At 55.8% G+C, this 22,618-nt stretch carries 35 protein-coding genes; 34 read left to right on the forward strand and 1 reads right to left on the reverse strand.

The features are described from left to right. Positions 1–188 precede the first annotated feature (188 nt). From rpsJ to rplQ, 28 genes are all read left to right on the forward strand, one after another. Positions 189–500: a 30S ribosomal protein S10 gene (gene rpsJ / locus BG841_RS08820; RefSeq protein ID WP_041341420.1), complete on the forward strand. Its 312-nt coding sequence runs from the start codon at positions 189–191 to the stop codon at positions 498–500. A gap of 74 nt (positions 501–574) precedes the next feature. After that, positions 575–1,213, forward strand: coding sequence for a 50S ribosomal protein L3 (rplC, locus tag BG841_RS08825; protein ID WP_070057315.1), 639 nt, complete (start codon positions 575–577; stop codon positions 1,211–1,213). A gap of 11 nt (positions 1,214–1,224) precedes the next feature. Beyond that, complete coding sequence (rplD, locus tag BG841_RS08830) at positions 1,225–1,830, forward strand: 50S ribosomal protein L4 (RefSeq protein ID WP_070057316.1); 606 nt, start codon at positions 1,225–1,227, stop codon at positions 1,828–1,830. Then, positions 1,827–2,120 (forward strand): 50S ribosomal protein L23, encoded by a 294-nt coding sequence (gene rplW / locus BG841_RS08835; protein ID WP_070057317.1) that lies wholly within the window; start codon positions 1,827–1,829, stop codon positions 2,118–2,120. Before rplD ends, rplW begins: the two co-directional genes overlap by 4 nt. A 17-nt stretch (positions 2,121–2,137) precedes the next feature. After that, complete coding sequence (rplB, locus tag BG841_RS16480) at positions 2,138–2,965, forward strand: 50S ribosomal protein L2 (RefSeq protein ID WP_074454316.1); 828 nt, start codon at positions 2,138–2,140, stop codon at positions 2,963–2,965. A gap of 23 nt (positions 2,966–2,988) precedes the next feature. Next, positions 2,989–3,264, forward strand: a complete 276-nt coding sequence (rpsS, locus tag BG841_RS08840; RefSeq protein WP_070057318.1) for a 30S ribosomal protein S19 — start codon at positions 2,989–2,991, stop codon at positions 3,262–3,264. 17 nt (positions 3,265–3,281) lie between these two features. Continuing rightward, positions 3,282–3,614: a 50S ribosomal protein L22 gene (rplV, locus tag BG841_RS08845; RefSeq protein WP_070057319.1), complete on the forward strand. Its 333-nt coding sequence runs from the start codon at positions 3,282–3,284 to the stop codon at positions 3,612–3,614. 11 nt (positions 3,615–3,625) lie between these two features. Then, positions 3,626–4,309 (forward strand): 30S ribosomal protein S3, encoded by a 684-nt coding sequence (gene rpsC / locus BG841_RS08850; protein WP_070057320.1) that lies wholly within the window; start codon positions 3,626–3,628, stop codon positions 4,307–4,309. Between the two features lie 12 nt (positions 4,310–4,321). Next, positions 4,322–4,735 carry a 50S ribosomal protein L16 gene (gene rplP / locus BG841_RS08855; protein WP_070057321.1) on the forward strand — a complete coding sequence of 138 codons (414 nt, stop codon included), beginning with the start codon at positions 4,322–4,324 and terminating at the stop codon, positions 4,733–4,735. Continuing rightward, a complete protein-coding gene (rpmC, locus tag BG841_RS08860) occupies positions 4,735–4,926 on the forward strand; it encodes a 50S ribosomal protein L29 (RefSeq protein WP_070057322.1) in 192 nt (63 codons plus the stop codon). Before rplP ends, rpmC begins: the two co-directional genes overlap by 1 nt. Position 4,927: 1 nt before the next feature. Further along, positions 4,928–5,194 (forward strand): 30S ribosomal protein S17, encoded by a 267-nt coding sequence (gene rpsQ / locus BG841_RS08865; protein ID WP_070057323.1) that lies wholly within the window; start codon positions 4,928–4,930, stop codon positions 5,192–5,194. 18 nt (positions 5,195–5,212) lie between these two features. Next, a complete protein-coding gene (rplN, locus tag BG841_RS08870; protein ID WP_070057324.1) occupies positions 5,213–5,581 on the forward strand; it encodes a 50S ribosomal protein L14 in 369 nt (122 codons plus the stop codon). 16 nt (positions 5,582–5,597) lie between these two features. Next, positions 5,598–5,918 (forward strand): 50S ribosomal protein L24, encoded by a 321-nt coding sequence (gene rplX, locus BG841_RS08875; protein ID WP_070057325.1) that lies wholly within the window; start codon positions 5,598–5,600, stop codon positions 5,916–5,918. 12 nt (positions 5,919–5,930) lie between these two features. After that, positions 5,931–6,470, forward strand: a complete 540-nt coding sequence (rplE, locus tag BG841_RS08880) for a 50S ribosomal protein L5 (RefSeq protein ID WP_070057326.1) — start codon at positions 5,931–5,933, stop codon at positions 6,468–6,470. 11 nt (positions 6,471–6,481) lie between these two features. Then, positions 6,482–6,787: a 30S ribosomal protein S14 gene (gene rpsN / locus BG841_RS08885; RefSeq protein ID WP_070057327.1), complete on the forward strand. Its 306-nt coding sequence runs from the start codon at positions 6,482–6,484 to the stop codon at positions 6,785–6,787. A 90-nt stretch (positions 6,788–6,877) separates the two neighbouring features. Beyond that, the gene (rpsH, locus tag BG841_RS08890; protein ID WP_070057328.1) at positions 6,878–7,270 is read left to right on the forward strand and encodes a 30S ribosomal protein S8; all 393 of its coding nucleotides are present in this window, start codon (positions 6,878–6,880) and stop codon (positions 7,268–7,270) included. A gap of 9 nt (positions 7,271–7,279) precedes the next feature. After that, on the forward strand, positions 7,280–7,813 hold the full coding sequence (rplF, locus tag BG841_RS08895; protein WP_070057329.1) for a 50S ribosomal protein L6: 534 nt from the start codon (positions 7,280–7,282) through the stop codon (positions 7,811–7,813). 9 nt (positions 7,814–7,822) lie between these two features. Then, complete coding sequence (rplR, locus tag BG841_RS08900) at positions 7,823–8,170, forward strand: 50S ribosomal protein L18 (protein ID WP_070057330.1); 348 nt, start codon at positions 7,823–7,825, stop codon at positions 8,168–8,170. Positions 8,171–8,181: 11 nt separating this feature from the next. Then, positions 8,182–8,682, forward strand: a complete 501-nt coding sequence (gene rpsE / locus BG841_RS08905) for a 30S ribosomal protein S5 (protein ID WP_070057331.1) — start codon at positions 8,182–8,184, stop codon at positions 8,680–8,682. Positions 8,683–8,686: 4 nt separating this feature from the next. After that, a complete protein-coding gene (gene rpmD / locus BG841_RS08910; RefSeq protein WP_070057332.1) occupies positions 8,687–8,875 on the forward strand; it encodes a 50S ribosomal protein L30 in 189 nt (62 codons plus the stop codon). Position 8,876: 1 nt separating this feature from the next. After that, positions 8,877–9,311, forward strand: a complete 435-nt coding sequence (gene rplO, locus BG841_RS08915) for a 50S ribosomal protein L15 (protein WP_070057333.1) — start codon at positions 8,877–8,879, stop codon at positions 9,309–9,311. A 17-nt stretch (positions 9,312–9,328) separates the two neighbouring features. Then, a complete protein-coding gene (secY, locus tag BG841_RS08920; protein ID WP_070057334.1) occupies positions 9,329–10,648 on the forward strand; it encodes a preprotein translocase subunit SecY in 1,320 nt (439 codons plus the stop codon). Between the two features lie 31 nt (positions 10,649–10,679). Beyond that, the gene (gene rpmJ, locus BG841_RS16485; protein ID WP_074454317.1) at positions 10,680–10,793 is read left to right on the forward strand and encodes a 50S ribosomal protein L36; all 114 of its coding nucleotides are present in this window, start codon (positions 10,680–10,682) and stop codon (positions 10,791–10,793) included. Between the two features lie 138 nt (positions 10,794–10,931). Further along, a complete protein-coding gene (gene rpsM, locus BG841_RS08925) occupies positions 10,932–11,288 on the forward strand; it encodes a 30S ribosomal protein S13 (RefSeq protein ID WP_070057335.1) in 357 nt (118 codons plus the stop codon). Positions 11,289–11,301: 13 nt separating this feature from the next. Continuing rightward, complete coding sequence (gene rpsK, locus BG841_RS08930) at positions 11,302–11,691, forward strand: 30S ribosomal protein S11 (RefSeq protein ID WP_007153992.1); 390 nt, start codon at positions 11,302–11,304, stop codon at positions 11,689–11,691. Positions 11,692–11,709: 18 nt separating this feature from the next. Then, positions 11,710–12,330 (forward strand): 30S ribosomal protein S4, encoded by a 621-nt coding sequence (gene rpsD, locus BG841_RS08935; RefSeq protein WP_070057336.1) that lies wholly within the window; start codon positions 11,710–11,712, stop codon positions 12,328–12,330. Between the two features lie 35 nt (positions 12,331–12,365). After that, positions 12,366–13,370, forward strand: coding sequence for a DNA-directed RNA polymerase subunit alpha (locus BG841_RS08940; protein WP_070057337.1), 1,005 nt, complete (start codon positions 12,366–12,368; stop codon positions 13,368–13,370). Positions 13,371–13,406: 36 nt separating this feature from the next. Further along, positions 13,407–13,802 carry a 50S ribosomal protein L17 gene (gene rplQ / locus BG841_RS08945; protein WP_070057338.1) on the forward strand — a complete coding sequence of 132 codons (396 nt, stop codon included), beginning with the start codon at positions 13,407–13,409 and terminating at the stop codon, positions 13,800–13,802. A gap of 80 nt (positions 13,803–13,882) precedes the next feature. On the opposite strand, the gene uvrA is transcribed toward rplQ, so the two are convergent. After that, the gene (gene uvrA, locus BG841_RS08950) at positions 13,883–16,705 is read right to left on the reverse strand and encodes an excinuclease ABC subunit UvrA (protein WP_070057339.1); all 2,823 of its coding nucleotides are present in this window, start codon (positions 16,703–16,705) and stop codon (positions 13,883–13,885) included. 121 nt (positions 16,706–16,826) lie between these two features. On the opposite strand from uvrA, the gene BG841_RS08955 reads away from it, so the two are divergent. The 6 genes from BG841_RS08955 (at position 16,827) to BG841_RS08980 (ending at position 22,508) form a co-directional block, all read left to right on the forward strand. After that, complete coding sequence (locus BG841_RS08955; RefSeq protein WP_070057340.1) at positions 16,827–18,197, forward strand: MFS transporter; 1,371 nt, start codon at positions 16,827–16,829, stop codon at positions 18,195–18,197. Positions 18,198–18,258: 61 nt separating this feature from the next. Beyond that, entirely contained in the window at positions 18,259–18,795 is a 537-nt protein-coding gene (ssb, locus tag BG841_RS08960) for a single-stranded DNA-binding protein (RefSeq protein ID WP_070057341.1), read from the forward strand. Positions 18,796–19,066: 271 nt separating this feature from the next. Further along, positions 19,067–19,918 carry an ATP-binding protein gene (locus BG841_RS08965; protein WP_070057342.1) on the forward strand — a complete coding sequence of 284 codons (852 nt, stop codon included), beginning with the start codon at positions 19,067–19,069 and terminating at the stop codon, positions 19,916–19,918. Positions 19,919–19,924: 6 nt separating this feature from the next. After that, positions 19,925–21,301, forward strand: a complete 1,377-nt coding sequence (locus BG841_RS08970; RefSeq protein ID WP_070057343.1) for an HD domain-containing phosphohydrolase — start codon at positions 19,925–19,927, stop codon at positions 21,299–21,301. Then, positions 21,298–21,825 (forward strand): response regulator, encoded by a 528-nt coding sequence (locus tag BG841_RS08975; protein ID WP_070057344.1) that lies wholly within the window; start codon positions 21,298–21,300, stop codon positions 21,823–21,825. Before BG841_RS08970 ends, BG841_RS08975 begins: the two co-directional genes overlap by 4 nt. Before the next feature lie 14 nt (positions 21,826–21,839). Beyond that, the gene (locus BG841_RS08980) at positions 21,840–22,508 is read left to right on the forward strand and encodes a GTP-binding protein (protein WP_070057345.1); all 669 of its coding nucleotides are present in this window, start codon (positions 21,840–21,842) and stop codon (positions 22,506–22,508) included. Positions 22,509–22,618: the final 110 nt, after the last annotated feature.

The raw sequence follows: 22,618 nt of genomic DNA on the forward strand, positions 1-22,618 counted from the left end.
GCTCGTTCGGTTCATTTGCAGAAAAAGGGCTGCAACGCAGCCCTTTTTTTGTCCGGGAGTAGTGGTGCCCAATTCTGTCGAGCAGCCGGTGATGGTTGCTTGACAGGGTTGGGTATTCTGCATACAATGCGACTCCTTTTTTCAAAGGTCGGCTAAGAGTAGCTGCAACGAGTGGAGTTTGGTGCATCATGCAAAGCCAAAAGATCAGAATTCGGTTGAAGGCGTTCGATTATCGCCTGATCGACCAGTCAACGCAGGAGATCGTCGATACGGCAAAACGTACCGGCGCTCAAGTGCGTGGACCAATCCCTCTGCCGACGCGGAAGGAAAAGTACACCATTCTGGTTTCACCGCACGTCAATAAAGACGCGCGCGACCAGTATGAGATTCGTACGCACAAGCGTTTGCTTGACATTGTCGAGCCAACGGAAAAGACGGTTGATGCTTTGATGAAGTTGGACCTGGCAGCAGGTGTAGACGTTCAGATCAGCCTCGGTTGATGCGCCTGCATCAGCCAGTGTAACTGTCATAAGGCCATAGAGGGTGCAAGCCCCGTACACTTAAGAGGTGAAACATGGCAATTGGTATTGTCGGCCGTAAAGCGGGCATGACCCGTATTTTTACGGAAGACGGGCAGTCAGTGCCCGTAACTGTTGTTGAGGTTGAGCCTAATCGCATTACTCAACTGAAAACACTCGAAAACGATGGTTATCGTGCCGTTCAGGTAACTGTTGGTACCCGTCGTTCCTCCCGTGTGACCAAGGCCGAGGCAGGCCACTACGCGAAAGCCGGTGTTGAGGCTGGTCGTGGTGTGTGGGAATTCCGCCTCGCCGACGGTGAAGGTGAAGATCTCGCCGCAGGCGGTGAAATCAACGCCTCTGTCTTTGAAGAAGGGCAGATCGTCGACGCCACAGGTCGTTCCAAAGGTAAAGGTTTTCAGGGCGGTGTGAAGCGCTGGAACTTTGCGATGCAGGACGCTACTCACGGTAACTCTTTGGCGCACCGCGCTCCGGGTTCTATCGGTCAGAACCAGACTCCGGGCAAGGTGTTCAAGGGCAAAAAGATGGCCGGCCAGATGGGTAATGCTCAGGTAACTGTGCAGAATCTTCAGGTTGTCCGTGTTGACGCCGAGCGCAACCTGCTGCTGATTCGTGGTGCTGTTCCTGGTGCTACCGGCGGCGATGTTGTCATCAAGCCTGCAGTTAAAGCCTGAGGAGCGGTTCGATGGAATTGACTATTACAGGCAGTGGTAAAGGTATTACTGTATCTGAAGCCGCATTTGCCAAAGAATTTAATGAAGCATTGGTTCACCAGGTTGTCACCGCTTACATGGCCGGTGGTCGTCAGGGAACCCGTGCGCAAAAAACCCGTTCTGAAGTTCGCGGTGGTGGTAAGAAGCCATGGCGTCAGAAGGGTACAGGGCGCGCACGTGCCGGTACTATCCGTAGCCCGATCTGGCGCTCCGGTGGGGTAACTTTTGCTGCCAAGCCACAGAATTTTGAGCAGAAAGTTAACCGCAAAATGTATCGCGCAGCGATGTGTTCTATTTTGTCCGAGCTGGTTCGTCAGGATCGTCTGATTGTGGTCGATGACATGGTTGTCGACACCCCCAAGACCAAGGCGTTTACCGCCAAGCTGAAGGATTTGGGTGTAAGCAATGCGCTGATTCTCTCCGAGAGCGTCGAGCAGAACCTGCATCTGGCTTCTCGCAATGTCCCTCACGTCGACGTGCGTGACGTGGCTGGTCTTGATCCAGTCAGTCTGGTTGCCTTTGAGAAGGTCGTGGTGACTGTGCCGGCTCTTAAGAAGATCGAGGAGATGCTGGGATGAATCAGGAACGTATCTACAAGGTTCTTCTGGGGCCGCTCGTATCAGAGAAAGCAACTTTGGCTGGAGAGCGCGGGCAGGTGGTGTTTCACGTAGCCCCCGACGCAACCAAGCCAGAGATCAAGAAAGCCGTTGAGCAGCTGTTCAACGTCACTGTCGAAGGTGTTCAGGTTCTGAACCGCAAGGGTAAGCTCAAGCGTACCATGCGCGGTTTTGGCAAGCGCAATGACATTCGTAAGGCTTATGTGCAGCTTGCGGACGGTCAGAACATCGATTTTCTGGATGTGGAATAAGGTAAAGGGGTCGTAATATGCCGATCGTCAAAACCAAGCCAACATCTCCTGGCCGCCGTCACGTTGTAAAGATCCACAACCCGGACCTGCACAAAGGGCGCCCTCACGATCCGTTGGTGGAAGCACTGAGTAAGACGGGTGGACGTAACCATTATGGTCGTATCACCACACGTCATATTGGTGGTGGACACAAACGCCATTACCGTCTGATTGATTTCAAGCGGACCAAAGATGGTATCCCGGCCGTAATTGAGCGTCTGGAATACGATCCGAACCGCACCGCGCACATTGCGCTCCTGAAGTACGCCGACGGCGAGCGTCGTTACATCATCGCTCCCAAAGGTGTCAAAGCTGGAGACCAAGTGCGCTCCGGTATCGACGCGCCGATTAAAGTGGGTAGTGCATTGCCGCTCCGGAATATGCCGGTCGGTTCTGTCGTCCACTGCGTCGAACTCAAGCCTGGCAAAGGTGCTCAGCTGGCTCGCTCTGCGGGCGCATCCGTACAGCTGGTAGCTCGGGAAGGCGCGTACGCGACCCTCCGCCTGCGCTCAGGTGAAATGCGTAAGGTGCTTGTTGACTGCCGCGCCACGTTGGGCGAAGTGTCCAACAGCGAAAACAGTCTGAAGCAACTTGGTAAAGCGGGTGCATCACGTTGGCGTGGCAAGCGGCCAACAGTACGTGGTGTTGCTATGAACCCAGTTGACCACCCGCATGGTGGTGGTGAAGGGCGTACCTCTGGTGGACGTCACCCTGTAACTCCGTGGGGTGTTCCGACCAAAGGGCATAAGACTCGTAAGAACAAACGTACTGATAACCTGATAGTACGTCGTCGTTCGGCCAAGTAAACGACAACATAGAGGTATAAGCTGTGCCACGTTCTTTAAAGAAAGGTCCTTTTATAGACCTGCACCTGTTGAAGAAGGTCGAAGCAGCTCTGGAAGCGAATGACAAGCGGCCCATCAAGACATGGTCCCGCCGGTCAACCGTATTCCCAGAGATGGTAGGCCTGACGATAGCAGTCCACAACGGCAAGCAACACGTGCCCGTTTATGTCACCGAAGATATGGTTGGGCATAAGCTGGGTGAGTTCGCGGCAACGCGAACCTTCCGTGGCCATGCCGCCGACAAGAAAGCTAAACGCTGATTGCGAGGGGAATAGAAATGGAAGTAGCGGCTAAGTACAAGGGCGCTCGCCTCTCTGCTCAGAAAGCACGTCTTGTCGCCGACCAGGTTCGCGGTAAGGCTGTTGAGGACGCCTTGAATATTCTGACTTTCAGCCCGAAGAAGGCAGCTGGGATCATCAAGAAAGCTCTTGAATCCGCCATTGCCAACGCTGAGCATAACGAAGGTCTGGACGTTGACGAACTGCGGGTGTCCACGATTTTTGTGGACGAGGGTCCGACGCTGAAGCGAATCAAGGCCCGGGCCAAGGGGCGCGCTGATCGGATTTTCAAGCGCAGCTGTCATATCACCGTCAAGGTCGCCGACAAGTAGGAGATGCTCAGATGGGTCATAAAGTAAATCCAATCGGCTTCCGCCTGGGTGTGATAAAAGAGCACAACTCAGTCTGGTACGCCGAGAAGCAGGAATACGCGAAAAACCTGTTGAATGATATTCAGGTTCGCGAATTCCTAGACAAGCGTCTGGAAAAGGCGTCTGTCAGCAAGATTGTGATCGAGCGCCCTGCTCAGAACGCCCGTATCACGATCCATACAGCCCGTCCCGGTATTGTTATCGGCAAGAAGGGTGAAGATGTTGACCGTCTGCGTCGCGAAGTCGGCGCCATGATGGGTGTGCCTGTGCACATCAACATCGAAGAGGTCCGTAAGCCGGATCTGGATGCCCGCCTGGTTGCCCAGAATGTAGCTGGTCAGCTGGAGCGTCGTGTCATGTTCCGTCGTGCTATGAAGCGCGCGGTACAGAACGCGATGCGTCAAGGCGCAAAGGGTATCAAGATTCAGGTCGGTGGCCGTCTTGGGGGTGCCGAAATTGCCCGTTCCGAGTGGTATCGTGAAGGTCGCGTTCCGCTGCACACACTGCGTGCAGACATCGATTACGCAACCTACGAAGCGCATACTACGTACGGCATTATCGGCGTTAAGGTATGGATCTTTAAGGGTGAGATTCTTGGTGGTATGGAGCAAGTCCGTGCTGACAAGAACGCCTCTCGCAAGAAAGGTTCTAAGTAAAGGGGCACTCGTATGCTGCAGCCAAAACGCACCAAATTTCGCAAAGTAATGAAAGGCCGTAACACCGGTCTCGCTCAGCGCGGTAACAAGGTGAGCTTCGGTGAGTACGGATTGAAAGCGACCAGTCGTGGACGTATAACTGCACGCCAGATTGAGGCGGCGCGTCGTACCATGACTCGTAAAATTAAGCGGGGCGGTAAAATCTGGATTCGGGTATTCCCCGACAAGCCGATTACCGGTAAGCCGCTGGAAGTACGTATGGGTAAGGGTAAGGGTTCCGTCGAGTACTGGGTGGCTGAAATCCAGCCCGGCAAGATGCTGTACGAGATGGAAGGTGTTGCCGAGGACGTTGCGCGTGAGGCCTTTACACTGGCCGCCGCCAAACTGCCCGTGTCGACCACCTTTGTAACGAGGACGGTGATGTGATGAAAGCAACAGAGCTGCGCGAAAAGTCCGTCGAAGAGCTGAACCAGCAGCTGATCGATCTCCTGAAGGAGCAGTTTAACCTGCGCATGCGCAAGGCGACGGGCCAGCTGAATCAGTCTCACCTTCTCCCCAAGTTGAAGCGTGACATTGCTCGCGTTAAAACAGTTATCAAAGAAAGGGCAGGACAGTAAGATGACTGAAGCTACCAAAACTGCCAGGACCCTGAGCGGAAAGGTTGTGAGTAACAAAATGGAGAAATCCATTGTGGTTCTGGTGGAGCGTCAGGTTAAGCACCCGTTGTACGGTAAGTACCTGAAGCGTTCTACTAAAATTCACGCTCACGATGAGAACAACCAGTGCAACATCGGTGATCTAGTCGTCATCCAGGAAACCCGCCCGTTCTCAAAGAACAAGAGCTGGGCCCTGGTTGAGATCACCGAGCACGGATCGAAGGTGTAATTCGCCCGGAGAACAACCATGATTCAGACTGAAACTATGCTTGAAGTCGCAGACAACAGTGGTGCGCGTCGTGTTATGTGCATCAAGGTTCTGGGCGGGTCACACCGGCGCTATGCCCGGGTGGGAGACATCATCAAGGTGACCGTTAAGGAAGCCATCCCCCGCGGGAAAGTGAAGAAAGGCCAGGTTCTCAACGCTGTTGTTGTGCGCACCCGGAAGGGCGTTCGTCGCCCGGACGGATCGTTGATTCGCTTCGACGGTAATGCGGCTGTACTTCTGAACAACCAGGACGCGCCCATCGGCACCCGTATTTTTGGGCCGGTTACCCGCGAACTGCGTAACGAAAAGTTCATGAAGATTATTTCGCTGGCACCCGAAGTACTGTAAGAACTAGAGGCCGGTTATGAGAAAGATCAAACGAGATGACGAAGTAATTGTCATTGCGGGGAAAAACAAAGGCAATCGTGGTAAAGTTCTGAAGGTTCAGAACGACGGTAAAGTGATCGTTTCCGGGATCAACATGATCAAGAAACACACTAAGCCGAACCCGATGCTGGGCACTCCGGGTGGCATCGTCGAAAAAGAAGCACCTATCCAGGTTTCCAACGTGGCAATTTTTAATCCGCAGACCGGCAAAGCCGATCGCGTAGGCTTCCAGACTCTGGAATCCGGCGCTAAAGTGCGGATCTTCAAGTCCACGAAAGAAGCCATCGATAGCCAGTAAGCGGTGGTCACGATGCTTAATATGAAAGAGCAGTACAGCAAGGAAGTCATACCTGCCCTGCTGAAAGAGTTCAGTTACAAGAACGTGATGCAGGTGCCGCGCATCGAAAAAATCACCCTGAACATGGGTGTCGGTGAAGCGGTGGGTGACAAGAAGCTGATTGAAAACGCAGTCGCCGATCTTGAGCGTCTGGCGGGACAAAAAGCGGTTGTTACCGTAGCGCGTAAATCGGTCGCGGGTTTCAAAATCCGTGAAGGTTGGCCCATTGGCTGCAAGGTTACCCTGCGCGGCGAGCGTATGTGGGATTTTCTGGATCGTCTGGTGCACATCGCGATACCTCGCGTGCGTGACTTCCGCGGTCTGAACCCCAAATCGTTCGACGGACGTGGCAACTACAGCATGGGTGTTCGTGAGCAAATCATCTTCCCGGAAATCGACTACGACAAGATCGATGCGATTCGCGGGCTGGATATCACCATCACGACCTCAGCCGCCACCGACGACGAAGGCCGCGAACTGCTGAAAGCATTTGGCTTTCCGTTCAAGAAATAAGGAACGAGAGTATGGCTAAGGTTTCAATGAGAAATCGTGAGCTCAAGCGCGAAAAAACGGTTGCCAAGTACGCAGCCAAGCGCGCCGAGCTCAAAGCAATCATCAAAAACCCGAATACCAGCGACGATGACCGTTGGGATGCACAGATGAAGCTGCAGCAGCTTCCTCGCGATGCCAGCCCTTCGCGTCTGCGTAACCGTTGCCAGGTGACCGGTCGTCCTCACGGCGTTTTGCGCAAGTTTCAGCTTTCCCGCATCAAGTTGCGCGAAGCCGGCATGCGTGGTGACGTTCCGGGCCTGACAAAGTCAAGCTGGTAAAGCAGGCACCTTCAAGCTACACGAAGGTGCCCGTTGGTAAGCGGAGCGGGATGCCGCTGCACAACTAAAAAGATCAGGAGTCTCATACTAATGAGCATGCAAGATACGCTTGCGGATATGATCACTCGTATTCGTAATGCCCAGATGGCATCGAAAGCCGACGTGGTGATGCCGTCGTCAAAGTTGAAGGTCTCCGTGGCCCAGGTCCTCAAGGACGAAGGTTACGTAGAAGACTTCTCGGTTTCAGCCGACGTAAAGCCTGAGTTGACCGTTGTCCTCAAATATTTTGGAGGCAAGCCTGTCATCGAAGAGATCAAGCGCGTTAGCCGTCCGAGTCTGCGCCAGTACAAAGGCGCTGGGGAACTGCCGAAAGTTGCCGGTGGTTTGGGAGTCGCGATTGTCTCTACGTCCAGTGGCGTAATGACAGACCGCGCCGCACGAGAGGCAGGCGTGGGTGGCGAAGTCATCTGCACCGTATTCTAGGAGAAACACATGTCCAGGATTGCCAATGATCCTGTCGTGCTGCCTACCGGTGTTGAGGTGAAGCTGAACGGACAGGAAATCAATGTGAAGGGCTCCAAGGGAGCGCTTCAGTTTACCGTACATCAGGCGGTGGAAGTGAAGCAGGAAGACAACATCCTGCACTTCGCGGCCCGTGACGGCGCAAAACAGTCCCGCGCACTTGCAGGAACGACCCGTGCCCTGGTTAACAACATGGTGACAGGGGTGTCTGCAGGGTTTGAGCGTAAACTCCAGCTGGTTGGTGTTGGTTATCGCGCCCAGGCACAGGGGAAAAAGCTCAATCTGACACTGGGTTTTTCTCACCCGGTTGAGCACGAACTGCCCGAGGGGATTACCGTTGAAACTCCGTCCCAGACGGAAGTTATTGTTCGCGGAATCGATAAACAACAGGTTGGCCAGGTCGCTGCGGATATCCGCGCTTACCGTCCGCCCGAGCCTTACAAGGGCAAGGGTGTTCGTTATGCGGATGAGCAGGTCAGACGTAAAGAAGCCAAGAAGAAATAAGGCGGGACTATGAGCGCTAATAACGAAAGATTGCGTCGCGCACGCAAAGTGCGCATGAAAATCCGTGAGTTGGGTGCGACTCGCCTGTGTGTACACCGTACACCGCGGCACATGTACGCCCAGATCACTACTGCTGACGGCAGTAAAGTGCTGGCGACTGCCTCCACCTTGGATAAAGAACTGCGTCAGGGTGCAACCGGTAACATCGAGGCTGCCAAGAAAGTTGGTCAGCTGATCGCCGAGCGCGCCAAGGCCGCCGGGGTGGAGCAGGTCGCTTTTGACCGCTCGGGTTACCGTTATCATGGTCGTGTGCAGGCTTTGGCCGATGCGGCCCGTGAAGCTGGCTTGCAATTCTAAGGGGTGGAGAAATGAGCTTTAACGAACAGAAGGCTCCTGAGCTCCAGGAGAAGCTGGTTCAGGTGAATCGAGTGGCCAAAGTGGTCAAGGGTGGACGCGTGTTCGCGTTCACCGCACTGACTGTTGTTGGTGACGGCAAAGGCCGTGTTGGCTTTGGTCGTGGCAAGGCGCGTGAAGTGCCGGCTGCAATCCAGAAGGCGATGGAAGCTGCTCGCAAAAACATGATCGACGTTCCGCTGGACGGCACGACGCTGCAATACCCGGTGAAGGCCTCCCACGGCGGATCCAAGGTGTTCATGATGCCGGCCTCAGAAGGTACCGGTGTTATCGCCGGCGGTGCAATGCGTGCGGTACTGGAAGTGGCGGGCGTTCAAAACGTACTGTCCAAGTGTTACGGATCGACCAACCCGGTCAACGTGGTCCGTTCCACCATCAAGGGTCTTCAGAGCATGCATGCGCCTGAAGATATTGCAGCCAAGCGCGGCAAGACCGTGGAAGATATTCTGGGTTGAAGTCATGGCGAATGCTAAAAAGATTACAGTAACACTGACCCGCAGCCCAATCGGTTGCAAGCCCAAGCACAAGTTGTGCGTCAAGGGCTTGGGTCTTCGCAAAATCGGTCATTCCGTGGAGCTGGAAGATACGCCTTCCATCCGTGGCATGATCAACCAGGTGGATTACCTGGTACGGGTTGAGGAGAACTAAGATGCGTTTGAACGAACTTAGTCCGGAGCCCGGTTCACGCAAAGCCCCTAAGCGGATTGGGCGTGGTATCGGTAGTGGCATGGGTAAAACCGGTGGTCGCGGTCACAAGGGTCTGAAGTCTCGCTCCGGAGGAAGCGTTGCCCCCGGATTTGAAGGCGGTCAGCAGCCTTTGGCACGTCGTCTGCCGAAGTTTGGTTTCACTTCGCGTCAGCAGCGTTATGTGGCCGAGATTCGTCTCAACGAATTGACCAAAGTCGAAGGTGATGTGGTCGATCTGGCGGCGCTGAAGAAGGCGGACATCATTCGTGAAGAAATTCGCGAAGCGAAGGTGATCCTGTCTGGCGAAGTCAGTCGCGCAATGACCGTCAAAGGTCTGAGAGTGACAAACGGCGCGCGCGAGGCAATCATAGCCGCGGGCGGGAAAGTCGAAGACTAAGACGAGTCGAGGACCAAATGGCCAAGACAGCATCATTGCCTTCGGGCGCGGGGAAAGGACTGGCGGAGCTGCGTTCGCGGCTCTGGTTTGTCTTTCTGGCATTGCTGGTTTATCGCATCGGTGCGCATATCCCTGTGCCGGGTATCAATCCCGACCGCCTGGCGGCGCTGTTTGATCAGAATCAGGGCACCATCCTGAGTCTGTTCAACATGTTCTCCGGTGGTGCGCTCGAACGCATGAGTATCTTTGCACTTGGGATTATGCCGTACATCTCGGCCTCGATTATTATGCAGCTCATGACTGCGGTAAACCCGCAGCTTGAGCAGCTTAAAAAAGAGGGTGAGGCAGGGCGTCGCAAGATCAGTCAGTACACCCGCTACGGCACTGTGGTGCTGGCCCTTGTCCAGGGTATGGGTATCTCGGTCGGGCTGGCGTCGCAAGGCATAACGTTCAATGACAGCTTCAGCTTTCATTTCGTCGCGGTCATCTCTTTTGTCAGCGGTGCCGTGTTCATGATGTGGCTGGGAGAGCAGATCACGGAGCGGGGTGTAGGTAACGGTATTTCGCTGCTTATCTTCGCCGGTATCGTGGCAGGCCTGCCAGGGGCTGTCGGGCAAACGCTGGAGCAGGCACGCAACGGCGAAATGAGTTTGTTGGTGGTTCTCGGGATCGCCATTCTGGCAATCGCCGTGGTCGGTTTCGTGGTGTTCATGGAGCGCGGTCAGCGCCGGCTGACGATCAACTACGCCAAGCGACAGCAAGGGCGTCAGGTGTTTGCGCAGCAGTCCAGCCACTTGCCACTGAAAGTAAACATGGCCGGTGTGATTCCACCGATCTTTGCGTCGTCCATTCTGCTGTTCCCGGCCTCCCTCGGGCAGTGGTTCGGACAAAGTGAAGGCATGGAATGGTTGAGTGATATATCGCAGGTGCTGGCACCCAGCAGCCCGCTGTATATCCTGCTTTTTGCCGCCGCGGTTGTATTTTTCTGCTTTTTCTATACGGCTTTGATGTACAATCCGAAAGAAGTAGCAGACAACCTTAAGCGCTCTGGGGCGTTTATTCCAGGCATTCGTCCTGGCGAACAAACATCCAGATACATTGATGGTGTGTTGACGCGTCTGACGCTGTTTGGAGCGATGTATATCGCAGCAGTTTCCCTGTTCCCTCAGTTTTTGATGGTGTTCGGGAACGTGCCGTTTTATCTCGGCGGTACGTCTCTGCTGATTGTTGTAGTCGTAGTGATGGATTTTATGGCCCAGGTTCAATCGCACCTGATGTCTCATCAGTATGAATCGCTGATGAAGAAATCCAACCTCAAGGGCTACGGTCGGAACTAAGTTCAGTTCCACTTGAAAACTGGAGTCGACAATGAAAGTACGCGCTTCGGTAAAGAAAATTTGCCGCAACTGCAAAACGATTCGTCGCAATGGCTCGGTAAGGGTCATTTGCTCGGAACCTCGTCACAAACAGCGTCAAGGCTAATTCCTCCGGAATAAGCAACGAACGATGAAAGTGTACGAACTGATAACGCTTGACCTCTAGTTGGTCAAGCGTTATTATTTCGCGCCCTTTTGTGGCGGACAATTCACACAGCAAAGCTTTGAACGCGGAGTAATTTGGATGGCACGTATAGCCGGTGTCAATATACCCGACAACAAACACGCTGCAATCTCGCTGACCTATATATTCGGGATCGGCAAGACAGCAGCTCTTAAGCTTTGCGATGCATCCGGTGTCAAGCCGGGCGTCAAGGTCAAAGACCTCACTGACGAAGAGCTTGAAGCGCTTCGTTCAGAAGTAGGTAAATTGACTGTTGAAGGCGATCTGCGTCGTGAAGTACAGATGAACATCAAGCGTTTGAAGGATCTCGGTTGCTTCCGTGGTCTGCGTCACCGTCATGGACTACCCGTCCGTGGGCAGCGCACCAAGACCAATGCTCGCACCCGTAAAGGTCCACGCAAACCTATTCGCAAGTAACAGGTAGGCAAACATGGCAAAGCCAGGTACACGTACCCGTAAAAAGGTGAAAAAGACGGTTGTTGATGGCGTCGCGCACATCCACGCTTCCTTCAACAACACCATCGTGACCATTTCTGACCGTCAGGGCAATGTCCTGTCCTGGGCTACTTCTGGTGGTTCCGGGTTCCGCGGGTCGCGTAAGAGTACACCTTTTGCTGCGCAGGTAGCAGCTGAAAGAGCCGGTAATGCGGCTGCTGAATACGGCTTGAAAAACCTGGATGTTGAAGTTAAGGGCCCCGGCCCTGGACGTGAATCTGCAGTGCGCGCGTTGAACGCGTGTGGCTACAAGATCACAAACATCACAGATGTGACGCCGATTCCCCACAACGGTTGTCGCCCGCCCAAAAAGCGCCGCGTCTAACACAGGAGACAGTGAGATATGGCTCGTTACATAGGCCCGAAGTGCAAACTGTCTCGGCGTGAAGGGACAGATCTTTTTCTGAAGAGCGGTGTTCGCGCCCTCGACACCAAGTGTAACCTTGAAACTCCTCCGGGAATGCATGGTGCACGTCGCGGTCGTTTGTCCGAATACGGTCTTCAGCTTCGTGAAAAGCAAAAAGTCCGTCGTATGTACGGCGTGCTTGAAAAGCAGTTCCGCAGTTATTACGTCGAGGCAGCCAGACGGAAAGGTGCAACCGGTGAGAACCTGTTGAAGCTTCTGGAAGGCCGTCTGGATAACGTAGTTTACCGCATGGGTTTTGGTTCAACCCGTGCAGAATCCCGTCAGCTCGTTTCTCACAAGGCGATCCTGGTTAACGATAAGGTGGTCAACATTCCATCCTATCAGGTTAAAGCAGGGGACGTAGTGAGCATTCGTGAAAAGGCGAAGAACCAACTGCGCGTTAAAGGTGCATTGGAGCTTTCAGCCGGCCGTGCTGCGGTGAGCTGGGTAGAGGTCGACGCCAACAAGATGTCTGGCGTTTACAAGTCGGTGCCAGAGCGTACTGAGCTTCCGGCCGACATCAATGAGAACCTCATCGTCGAGCTTTACTCCAAGTAAAGCCTTGTTAGCAACGAGAGTAGATAGGGGCGTCTATGCAGCGTTCAGTACAAGAGTTATTGACACCTCGTACCATTGACGTGAAAGAAGCCGATAACACGCGTGCCAAGGTGACGCTGGAGCCTCTCGAAAGAGGCTTCGGGCATACCCTGGGAAGTGCACTGCGTCGGATTCTCTTGTCCTCAATGCCGGGCTGCGCTGTTACTGAAGCGCAGATTGACGGTGTTTTGCATGAGTACAGCGCAATTGAAGGTGTCCAGGAAGACGTCATCGAGATTCTGTTGAATCTCAAGGGCGTCGCGGTAACCATGGCCGACCGGGACGAGACTGAGCTTACCCTCAGCAAGAAAGGTCCGGGCGTTGTTACAGCTGGTGATATCACGCTGGATCATGAAGTCGAGATCGCAAACCCTGACCATGTGATCTGTCATCTCAGTGAGAATGGCGAAATCAACATGCGGTTGACGGTGGCTCGCGGTCGTGGCTACGAAGCGGCAGATCAGCGCGGCTTCGACGAGAGCGAAACCCGTGCAATCGGGCGCCTGCAGCTGGACGCTACGTTCAGCCCGGTCCGTCGTGTGGCGTACACGGTCGATAGTGCCCGTGTCGAGCAGCGTACGGATCTGGACAAGCTGGTGATTGACCTGGAGACCAACGGTACGATCGATCCGGAAGAAGCAATTCGCCGGGCCGCGACCATCCTCCAGCAGCAATTGGCAGTATTTGTTGACTTCGATCATGAGAAAGAGCCCGAGCGCGTTGAGGAAGAGGAAGAAGTCGATCCGATTCTGTTGCGTCCGGTGGATGATCTGGAGCTAACCGTGCGTTCAGCTAACTGCTTGAAAGCTGAAAACATTTACTACATCGGCGATCTTATTCAGCGTACAGAAGTAGAGCTGCTGAAGACGCCTAATCTGGGCAAAAAGTCGCTTACAGAAATTAAAGATGTGCTGGCTTCACGCGGTCTGTCTCTGGGTATGCGTCTTGATAACTGGCCGCCGGCAAGCCTTCGTGGTGACGACCGGGTTCTGGGCGGTTAATCGCCGAACTGGTAGTTTAAGTAAGGAATCAGAGCAATGCGTCATCGCAAGAGTGGTCGTAAATTTAGTAGGACCAGTGCGCATCGCAAAGCCATGTTTCGCAACATGGCTGCGTCACTAGTCGAGCATGAGCTGATCAAAACAACTCTGCCCAAGGCAAAAGAATTGCGCCGGGTAGCAGAGCCACTGATCACGCTGTCAAAAAATGATTCGGTAGCAAATCGTCGTCTGGCGTTCTCGCGTCTGCGTAACGATGCCGTGGTCGCCAAGCTCTTCACCGAGCTGGGCCCACGTTTCGCCGATCGTCCGGGTGGTTACCTTCGCATCATGAAGTGTGGCTTCCGTGCCGGGGACAATGCGCCTATGGCGTACGTCGAGCTGATCGGACGTCCGTTGGATATCGAAGCAGAAGAGATGGACGACGAAGAGTAAACGCTCCCAGTCGTGCTGAAAGAAAAGCCGGTGCCCTCAGGGTCACCGGCTTTTTTGTTGCTGGCAGGGAAGCGGTGGGCTCATTTCGTTAACATGGCTTTCAGGTAACGGCCGGTGTGGGATGCCGGGTTGTCCGCGACCTCCTCCGGGGTGCCTTCAGCAATTATCCGGCCGCCGCCAGAGCCCCCTTCAGGCCCCAGGTCCACCACCCAGTCTGCGGTTTTGATGACATCCAGGTTGTGTTCAATCACCACAATGGTGTTGCCGTGATCCCGCAAACGCTGCAGCACGTTAAGCAGCTGCTGGATATCGTAGAAGTGCAACCCGGTGGTCGGCTCGTCCAGAATGTACAGGGTCTTGCCGGTGTCCCGCTTGGACAGTTCTTTGGCCAGTTTGACCCGTTGGGCTTCACCGCCCGACAAGGTCACCGCGCTTTGCCCCAGGCGAATATAGGACAGCCCCACATCCATCAGGGTTTGTAATTTGCGGGCCAGAAACGGCACCGGGTCAAAAAACTCCCGGCCTTCTTCCACAGTCATCGACAGCACTTCGTGGATGTTTTTACCCTTATAGCGGATTTCCAGGGTTTCCCGGTTGTACCGCTGCCCCTTGCACACATCGCAGGGTACATACACATCCGGTAAAAAATGCATTTCTACCTTGATGACCCCGTCACCCTGGCAGGCCTCGCAGCGGCCGCCTTTCACATTGAAGCTGAAGCGGCCGGGCTTGTAGCCCCGGGAACGGGATTCCTGGGTGCCCGCAAACAGCTCGCGGATGGGCGTGAACAGGCCGGTGTAGGTGGCCGGGTTGGAGCGGGGCGTGCGGCCAATGGGGCTCTGGTCGATATCGATCACCTTGTCCAGGTGGTCCAGACCGCTGATGGATTGATAAGGCCCGTGGCTCAGCGTGGTGGCCTTGTTGAGGCTGGTGGCGCAGATAGGGTAGAGGGTGCTGTTGATCAGGGTCGACTTGCCGGAACCGGACACCCCGGTGACGCAGGTCATGACCCCCAGTGGAATTTCCAGGGACACGTCTTGCAGGTTATTGCCGCTGGCGCCGGTGAGGGTCAGGAATTTGCCCGAGCCGGGGTTGCGGGTGGCCGGCACGCTGATTTCCTTGCTGCCACTGAGGTATTGGCCGGTCAGCGAAGCCGGATTGTCGATGATCGCTTGCGGGGAACCCTGGGCAATGATCTGGCCACCGTGAACGCCTGCACCCGGACCTATATCGATCACGTGGTCGGCGGCGCGTATCGCGTCCTCGTCGTGCTCCACCACGATGACAGTGTTGCCGAGGTCGCGCAGGTGGGTGAGGGTGGCCAGCAGGCGGTCGTTGTCCCGCTGGTGCAGGCCGATGGAGGGTTCGTCCAGAATGTACATGACCCCCACCAGGCCCGCGCCGATCTGGCTGGCGAGACGGATGCGCTGGGCTTCGCCCCCCGACAGGGTGTCCGCGCTGCGCTCCAGGGTCAGGTAATCCAGGCCCACATTGACCAGAAACTGCAGCCGCTGGTGCACCTCTTTGACGATCTTTTCGGCAATTTCGCCCCGTCGGCCGGGCAGGCTCAGGGTCTCAAAATATCTGAGTGCGTCGCCGATGGGCAGGTGGGTGAGTGCGGGTAGATTGTTGTGTTCAATAAATACATGGCGGGCGCTGCGACGTAACCGGCTACCCTGGCAGTCCTTGCAGGCTTGCTGACTCAGGTTTTTGGCCAGTTCCTCGCGCATGGTTTGCGAATCCGTCTCCCGGTAACGGCGCTCCAGATTGGGGAGTATGCCTTCAAAGGGATGGCTGCGCTCCATCATCTGGCCACGGGAATTCACGTAGCGAAAGGCGATCTCTTCAGTGCCGGAACCGTGCAGGATGATCTCCCGGAAGGACTCCGGCAACTCATTGAAGGGCGTGTCAAGGTCGACCCCGTAATGCTCGGCGACGCTGCTCAGTAGCTGAAAATAATACACCGCCCGCCGGTCCCAGCCTTTCACAGCGCCGGCTGCCAGGGTCGCCTCCGGGTGATGGACGATTTTGTCCCGGTCAAAGAATTGGCGCACACCAAGACCGTCGCAGGTCGGGCAGGCGCCGGCCGGATTATTGAACGAGAACAACCGGGGCTCCAGTTCGCTCAAGGCGTAGCCGCACTGGGTGCAGGCGTAGCGGGCGGAAAAAATATGCTCTTCGCCGGTCTCCGACATGGGCGCCACCAGCGCCAGACCGTCCGCCAGCTGCAGCGCGGTTTCAAAACTCTCCGCCAGACGTTGCTCCAGCCCCGCCTGGACCTTGAAACGATCAATCACCACGTCAATCTGATGCTTGCGCTTTTTATCCAGCGCGGGCAGTTCGTCGATGTCGTACACCGTGCCGTCGACCCGCAAACGGATGAACCCCTGACTGCGCATGGTGTCAATCAGTTGCAGGTGCTCTCCCTTACGATCCCGGATCACCGGTGCCAGAATCATCAGGCGGCTGTCGGCGGGCATGGCCATCACCTGGTCCACCATCTGGCTGACGGTTTGCGCTTCCAAAGGTTGGCCATGATCGGGGCAGCGGGGTTCCCCGGCCCGGGCAAACAGCAATCGCAGGTAATCGTAAATTTCTGTGATGGTGCCCACCGTCGACCGGGGGTTGTGGGAGGTCGACTTCTGTTCGATGGAGATGGCCGGCGACAGACCCTCAATGTGGTCGATCTCCGGTTTTTCCATCATCGACAGGAATTGGCGCGCGTAGGTGGACAGGGATTCCACATAACGCCTTTGGCCCTCTGCGTAGAGCGTATCAAAGGCCAGCGACGACTTGCCCGACCCGGACAAGCCGGTAATCACAATGAGCTGGTTGCGCGGGATATCCAGGTCGATGTTTTTCAGGTTGTGGGTTCTGGCCCCTTTGATCTGGATATGATCCATAACATCCTCGAAAAGAAAAACGCTGAGTATACCGTGTTCCGGGCAATCCGGCTAAATGCCGCGACGGAGGGCTGCTTCTGCTACAATGCGCGTCTTTTAAGAGTTAAGGATCTGGAGGCGTATGATTGCTTTGGAAAGACGCTCGGTTGCAGCGTTGGCCTCGGTCTATGCGGTGCGAATGCTGGGCCTGTTCATGGTGATGCCGGTGTTCGTGCTGTACGGCAGTGGCCTTGGCGGGGCCACGCCCGCGCTGCTCGGCTTTGCCATTGGCGCCTATGGGCTGAGTCAGGCGGTGCTGCAAATTCCGTTCGGCGTACTGTCCGACCGGTTCGGTCGCAAACGGATGATCTATCTGGGTTTGCTGATATTTACCGCGGGCAGTTTGCTGGCGGCCGGAGCCGACACCATTTACGGGGTGATTGCCGGTCGCCTGTTACAGGGCGCCGGTGCCATCGCCAGCGTGCTGATGGCGTTGCTCAGCGACCTGACCCGGGAAGAGCAGCGCACCAAGGCCATGGCCACCGTGGGCATATCCATCGGTCTGTCGTTTTCACTGTCACTGGTGGTGGGGCCGCTGATTGCTGCCGCCTACGGCTTGGCGGGCATATTTTACGCCACCGCCGGGTTGGCGCTGGTGGCCATGGTGATTGTTTATGCTGCCGTGCCTAACCCCTACCAGGCCAGCCACTCGTTGGAGACCCGGCCGAACCGGGCGATGCTTTCCCAGGTGTTGAGGGACAGTCGCTTGCTGCGCCTCGATTTTGGTATCTTTGCGCTGCACTTCGTGCTCACAGCGGTCTTTCTGGTGGTACCGGGGTTGCTGGAGCACACCGTTGGGCTGGCTGCTGAGTCCCATTGGTGGCTGTATCTGACGGTGATGGTGACCTCATTCTTTGCCATGGTGCCGTTCATCATTATTGGTGAAAAGCGCCGGCAGATGAAGGCGGTGCTGTCGGGCGCCATCCTGATGTTGGCTGCGGCGACCGCGGCACTGGTGCTGGTCTCTGGCAGTCTGGCGGGGGCATGGGTTGTACTGTTTTTCTTCTTCATGGCCTTCAACCTGCTGGAGGCCTGCCTGCCGTCTCTGGTCAGCAAGGAAGCGCCCGCCGCCAGCCGGGGCACCGCCATGGGGGTGTATTCCACCTCTCAGTTCATGGGGGCCTTTCTGGGGGGCACCCTGGCGGGTGTGTTGCTGGAAGCCTACGGGTTTTACGGTGTTGTTGGTTTGATGGTGGGTGTTCTACTATGTTGGCTGGTGGTCGCGCTGACCATGTCGCCGCCAAGTCACGCGACCAGTTTCATGTTACAGTTGCGGACGGTCAGCCCTGAGCAGATTGCCGTCATTGACGAGCGGTTGCGGACACTGCCCGGGGTGCAGGATGTGGTGATTCTTGAAGAAGCCCATACCGCGTATCTGAAGGTTGATCGCCAGTATTTCAAAGAAGAGCTGCTAGCCGGTTACGAATTTATCCAGCCGCGCACACCGGCTTGAATCCACACATCCGGCAATGGAATGCCCAGATTATTACAGACTGAGTCAGGAGCAAGAAGACATGGCACGAGGCGTTAACAAAGTAATTCTGATTGGCAATCTGGGGCAGGACCCCGAGACCCGGTTCACCCCCAACGGCAATGCCGTGGTCAACCTGTCCCTGGCGACCGACGAGAGTTACCGGGATCGGCAGAGCGGGCAGATGGTTCCCAAAACGGAGTGGCACCGGATCGTAATGTTCGGAAAGATCGCCGAGATTGCGGGCCAGTATCTGCGCAAAGGGTCCAAAGTCTACATTGAAGGCAAGTTGCAGACGCGCAAGTGGCAGGGCCAGGACGGTAACGACCGGTACACCACCGAGGTGGTGGTGGACATCAACGGCCAGATGCAGATGCTCGATAGCCGTGGGGGTGAAGGCGGTATGCAGCAGGGCGCGCCAGCCGGCCGGCCGCAGTCGTCCAGCTACAACGCCCCTCCGGCCCAGCAACAGAATCAGCCGCCGGCGTCCGGTCAGCAATCCGGCGGCTACAACCAGCCGGCTCAGGGGGGCGGCGCCCCCGACCCGATGGATGATTTCGACGATGACATCCCGTTCTGACTCCCTCAAGTAAGGGAATACTGGGTGTGTCATTAAGCATCCAGCTCGAAAGCCCCGTACCGCGGGGCTTTCGCTATTTGGGGAGGAAAAAGTGCGCTTGTTCAGCGCCCCCGAAAAGAACCGGGATTTGGTTTTTCAGGCGAATGATCCGGTGGGGTGTCCAGATACGAACTGTAACGAAGTTTGGCGTTTAAAATCATTATACTCCAGCCGTATTGCGGCCTTTTCAAACAATAATTGACAGGCGATTTGTTTGTCCGGCGACCCGATTATGACAGATGTTCCCAACTCCCCGGCGGACGACACCGCTTTAAATGAGCAGCTCGAGCGTGTAAACCGTCAGCTGCTGCAGTCAGAAAAAATGGCGGCCATCGGTCAGCTGGCGGCGGGCGTGGCCCATGAGATCAACAACCCCATCGGCTACGTCTACTCCAACCTGCAGAGTCTGGATCGATACCTGGTCGACATGTTCCGGTTGACCGATGCGATCGGTTCGGCATCGACGCAGGAAGAGCTGGAGGAACTCAAACAGAGCATTGACTATGAGTTTTTGCGCGGCGATCTGGAAGATCTGGTGGCCGAGTCCCGCGAGGGCATCGAGCGGGTCAAAACCATTATAACGACCCTCATGGATTTTACCCACGCGGATGAAGAAGAATTCAAACTTGCCGATATTCACTGGGGCATCAACACCACGCTTAGCGTGATCAATAACGAGATCAAGTATAAAGCGGAGGTGGTGAAAGACTTCGGCGACTTGCCGTTGGTGTCCTGCATTATTTCCCAGATCAATCAGGTGATCCTGAACCTGCTCGCCAACGCCGCCCACTCCATCGAAGGGTTTGGCAAAATCATCGTACGCACCCGGCACGAAAGTAACTACGTCGTTATTGATGTGGAAGATACCGGTAAAGGTATTTCCCAGGAACACATCAATAAAGTATTTGATCCCTTCTTCACCACCAAGCCTATCGGCGAGGGCACCGGTCTCGGGTTGTCATTGTCTTTCAGTATTGTCGAGAAACATAACGGTCGCATTGACGTAACGAGTACCCCGGGCAAAGGCACCTGTTTTCGTATCATTCTGCCCATTGGCACTTCCGATACCGGCCGTTGTTCCTGATACCTCATGGACATTAATTACTCCGACGTTGACACTCTCCCGTCGCAGCCGCCAGCCAAGGCGCGGTTGTTGCTGGTGGACGATGAAGAAAATATTTTACGCAGCCTGCACCGGGTCATGCGTCGGGAGCCTTATGAGCTGGCGTTTGCCCGGTCCGGAGAAGAGGCGTTGCAGCGGCTGGCCACCGAAACCTTTGATCTGGTGATTTCCGACGCCCATATGCCGGGGATCAGTGGCCCGGATCTGCTGGCACGCATCAAACAGAAGTACCCGGGGTGCATCCGCATCCTGTTGACCGGGTACACCGACCTGGCCTCTACCATCGCCGCCATTAATGAAGGTCAGATTTACCGGTATATCAGCAAGCCGTGGGAAGAGGACGAGTTGCGTTTAACGGTACGGCAGGCGCTGGCCTTTCAGTACTCCGAACGTCGCCGGCTGGCATTGGAGCAATTGACCCGCGCCCAGAATCAGGAACTGCAGGTCTTGAATGCGACCCTCGAGGATAAGGTGCGGGCGCGCACCGAAGAGCTCGAGCAAACGGCCGGTATGCTCGATCTTGCCTATCAGGAGTTACGGCAGAGTTACACCACCGCAGCTGAAGTTTTTTCTGCGCTGATCAACAAGCGGTTGCCGGCCAAGCGCCAACCGAACGCCAAAGTGATCGCCCTGGTGAAGGCGTTTGCTGAGCACTGCCAGCTGGACAGTGCCCTCACCTGGGATGTAACCATGGCGGCGGCGCTCTACAACCTCGGCAAACTGAGCTGGCCGGACCAGATGATTGAAACGCCCTCGGAATTAATGGGCAAAGTGCAGCGCGAAGAGTATCAGCGCTACCCCGTCACCGGTGAGAAGCTGCTGATGGCGCTGGAACCGCTGAGAAATGCGGCCTGTATCATCCGCCACCATCAGGAGCGCTGGAGTGGAAAAGGTGTGCCCGACCAGCTTGCGGGCGAGCAAATTCCGCTGGGGGCCCGTGTGCTGAAACTGGCAGTTGACTTCGTCGAATTTCAGTTCGGATTGATCCTCGAGCGCAAGGTATCCCGGGAGGACGCGATCACACTTGTCGGACGCTACAAAGGACTCGTGTACGACCCTGAAATGGCGGATCAGTTTCTGCAGATGATTGTTCAGCAGGCCCCGGATGTGGAAGGTTACGACCCAGCCATTCTGCGCCTGGACACCTTGCGCGTGACCCCGGGCATGGTGCTGGCGCGGAACCTGTACGCCGCCTCGGGGATGCTGTTGCTTAATGAAGGGAAGGTGCTGACTGCATCACTGATTGAAAAACTGACCGCGTTTGAGCAAAACGAGCCGAATGGGCTGCGCTATGAGCTGTATGTGTATCCCCCTGAGAACGAGGAAAAGGAGACTGCCTCATGATCAAGATTCAGTTGGTAGACGATGAGCCCAATATTTTGAAGGCCCTCAAACGCCTGTTGAAGGCACAAGGCTGGGAGGTGGATGCCTACGACAACGTGGACGACGCGCTCGGCGGGCTGCTGGCACACGATTACGCGGTCATAGTGTCGGATTATCTGATGCCCGCGGTGGATGGCGTCACCTATCTGCAATTTGCCAAACAGCGCCGTCCGGATGCAATGCGGCTGGTGCTCACGGCCCACGGTGACCGGCAATCGGTTATCAAAGCGATCAATCAGGCAGAGGTCTACCGGTACCTGACCAAACCCTGGAACGACTATGAAATCGTGGCTGCGATTCAGTCGGCGGTAGAACTCCACCAGCTGGTGCGCGAGAACCACCGGCTGCTCCAGACGGTGGCGACCCAAAAAGCAATGCTGCAAGCGCGGGAGCAGGAACTGCAGCGGCTGGAAGCAGAACATCCCGGGATCACCCAGGTGTTGCGGGATACCGAGGGTTCGATTCTTGTCGGTGATGACAGCTGAACAGGTAAGGCGCCATGGCCGTATACAACAAGAAAGCGTGCAAACTCACCTTGAAGGTGGTGTTCTACGGGCCCGCTCTGAGTGGTAAAACCACCAATCTGATGCAATTGCATTCTTTGCTCCATCCGGAGCGCATGGGTGAGCTGATGGTGCTGGAAACCCGAGGCGATCGTACCCTGTTTTTTGACATGCTGCCCATCGGTTTGCGGGCAGCCTCGGGACTGGATCTGCGGTTGAAACTGTTCACAGTACCCGGCCAGGTTCAGCATGACAGTACCCGCAAGGCAGTGCTGTCGCGGGCCAATGCGGTTGTCTTTGTCGCTGATTCCAAGGTATCCGCGCAGGACAGCAACGCGGCCGCCTTCGGCGATCTGGAGGACAATCTGGATAAGGTGGGGCTCGATATCGAAACCTTGCCCTTGGTCATTCAGTTTAACAAACGGGACGTTGGCGCTGTGGTGCCAGAGGACGAGCTGCAGCAATGCTGGGCGCACACCCCCTGGGCACCGTTAACCATGGCCTCGGCGCTGCAGGGTGATGGGGTGATCGAAACCTTTCGCCGGCTGCTCGACCGATTGTACACCAGCGCGGACGCAGAGTTTTCATTAGCCCGAGACCATGGCATCGATCGCGAAACCTTTATCGCGCGCCTGAGCGCCCGGCATGGGGTCGCCTGTGCGTAATTTTGAAGACGATCCCCATCTCGACGACTTGCTGACCCACGCACAGCAGGAGCAGTTGAATGACATACTGAGCCGCTTGTGTCAGGTCCCGGTGGTGCTGCGGGAGCGCC

The organism is Marinobacter sp. X15-166B (genome assembly GCF_001752365.1).
Lineage (GTDB): Bacteria > Pseudomonadota > Gammaproteobacteria > Pseudomonadales > Oleiphilaceae > Marinobacter.

Bases quoted from the DNA above. Each gene is read 5' to 3' on its own strand.
- rpsJ (WP_041341420.1), top strand. From the start codon at position 189: ATGCAAAGCCAAAAGATCAGAATTCGGTTGAAGGCGTTCGATTATCGC.
- rplC (WP_070057315.1), top strand. From the start codon at position 575: ATGGCAATTGGTATTGTCGGCCGTAAAGCGGGCATGACCCGTATTTTT.
- rplD (WP_070057316.1), top strand. From the start codon at position 1,225: ATGGAATTGACTATTACAGGCAGTGGTAAAGGTATTACTGTATCTGAA.
- rplW (WP_070057317.1), top strand. From the start codon at position 1,827: ATGAATCAGGAACGTATCTACAAGGTTCTTCTGGGGCCGCTCGTATCA.
- rplB (WP_074454316.1), top strand. From the start codon at position 2,138: ATGCCGATCGTCAAAACCAAGCCAACATCTCCTGGCCGCCGTCACGTT.
- rplV (WP_070057319.1), top strand. From the start codon at position 3,282: ATGGAAGTAGCGGCTAAGTACAAGGGCGCTCGCCTCTCTGCTCAGAAA.
- rpsC (WP_070057320.1), top strand. From the start codon at position 3,626: ATGGGTCATAAAGTAAATCCAATCGGCTTCCGCCTGGGTGTGATAAAA.
- rplP (WP_070057321.1), top strand. From the start codon at position 4,322: ATGCTGCAGCCAAAACGCACCAAATTTCGCAAAGTAATGAAAGGCCGT.
- rpmC (WP_070057322.1), top strand. From the start codon at position 4,735: ATGAAAGCAACAGAGCTGCGCGAAAAGTCCGTCGAAGAGCTGAACCAG.
- rpsQ (WP_070057323.1), top strand. From the start codon at position 4,928: ATGACTGAAGCTACCAAAACTGCCAGGACCCTGAGCGGAAAGGTTGTG.
- rplN (WP_070057324.1), top strand. From the start codon at position 5,213: ATGATTCAGACTGAAACTATGCTTGAAGTCGCAGACAACAGTGGTGCG.
- rplX (WP_070057325.1), top strand. From the start codon at position 5,598: ATGAGAAAGATCAAACGAGATGACGAAGTAATTGTCATTGCGGGGAAA.
- rplE (WP_070057326.1), top strand. From the start codon at position 5,931: ATGCTTAATATGAAAGAGCAGTACAGCAAGGAAGTCATACCTGCCCTG.
- rpsN (WP_070057327.1), top strand. From the start codon at position 6,482: ATGGCTAAGGTTTCAATGAGAAATCGTGAGCTCAAGCGCGAAAAAACG.
- rpsH (WP_070057328.1), top strand. From the start codon at position 6,878: ATGAGCATGCAAGATACGCTTGCGGATATGATCACTCGTATTCGTAAT.
- rplF (WP_070057329.1), top strand. From the start codon at position 7,280: ATGTCCAGGATTGCCAATGATCCTGTCGTGCTGCCTACCGGTGTTGAG.
- rplR (WP_070057330.1), top strand. From the start codon at position 7,823: ATGAGCGCTAATAACGAAAGATTGCGTCGCGCACGCAAAGTGCGCATG.
- rpsE (WP_070057331.1), top strand. From the start codon at position 8,182: ATGAGCTTTAACGAACAGAAGGCTCCTGAGCTCCAGGAGAAGCTGGTT.
- rpmD (WP_070057332.1), top strand. From the start codon at position 8,687: ATGGCGAATGCTAAAAAGATTACAGTAACACTGACCCGCAGCCCAATC.
- rplO (WP_070057333.1), top strand. From the start codon at position 8,877: ATGCGTTTGAACGAACTTAGTCCGGAGCCCGGTTCACGCAAAGCCCCT.
- secY (WP_070057334.1), top strand. From the start codon at position 9,329: ATGGCCAAGACAGCATCATTGCCTTCGGGCGCGGGGAAAGGACTGGCG.
- rpmJ (WP_074454317.1), top strand. From the start codon at position 10,680: ATGAAAGTACGCGCTTCGGTAAAGAAAATTTGCCGCAACTGCAAAACG.
- rpsM (WP_070057335.1), top strand. From the start codon at position 10,932: ATGGCACGTATAGCCGGTGTCAATATACCCGACAACAAACACGCTGCA.
- rpsK (WP_007153992.1), top strand. From the start codon at position 11,302: ATGGCAAAGCCAGGTACACGTACCCGTAAAAAGGTGAAAAAGACGGTT.
- rpsD (WP_070057336.1), top strand. From the start codon at position 11,710: ATGGCTCGTTACATAGGCCCGAAGTGCAAACTGTCTCGGCGTGAAGGG.
- BG841_RS08940 (WP_070057337.1), top strand. From the start codon at position 12,366: ATGCAGCGTTCAGTACAAGAGTTATTGACACCTCGTACCATTGACGTG.
- rplQ (WP_070057338.1), top strand. From the start codon at position 13,407: ATGCGTCATCGCAAGAGTGGTCGTAAATTTAGTAGGACCAGTGCGCAT.
- uvrA (WP_070057339.1), bottom strand. From the start codon at position 16,705: ATGGATCATATCCAGATCAAAGGGGCCAGAACCCACAACCTGAAAAAC.
- BG841_RS08955 (WP_070057340.1), top strand. From the start codon at position 16,827: ATGATTGCTTTGGAAAGACGCTCGGTTGCAGCGTTGGCCTCGGTCTAT.
- ssb (WP_070057341.1), top strand. From the start codon at position 18,259: ATGGCACGAGGCGTTAACAAAGTAATTCTGATTGGCAATCTGGGGCAG.
- BG841_RS08965 (WP_070057342.1), top strand. From the start codon at position 19,067: ATGACAGATGTTCCCAACTCCCCGGCGGACGACACCGCTTTAAATGAG.
- BG841_RS08970 (WP_070057343.1), top strand. From the start codon at position 19,925: ATGGACATTAATTACTCCGACGTTGACACTCTCCCGTCGCAGCCGCCA.
- BG841_RS08975 (WP_070057344.1), top strand. From the start codon at position 21,298: ATGATCAAGATTCAGTTGGTAGACGATGAGCCCAATATTTTGAAGGCC.
- BG841_RS08980 (WP_070057345.1), top strand. From the start codon at position 21,840: ATGGCCGTATACAACAAGAAAGCGTGCAAACTCACCTTGAAGGTGGTG.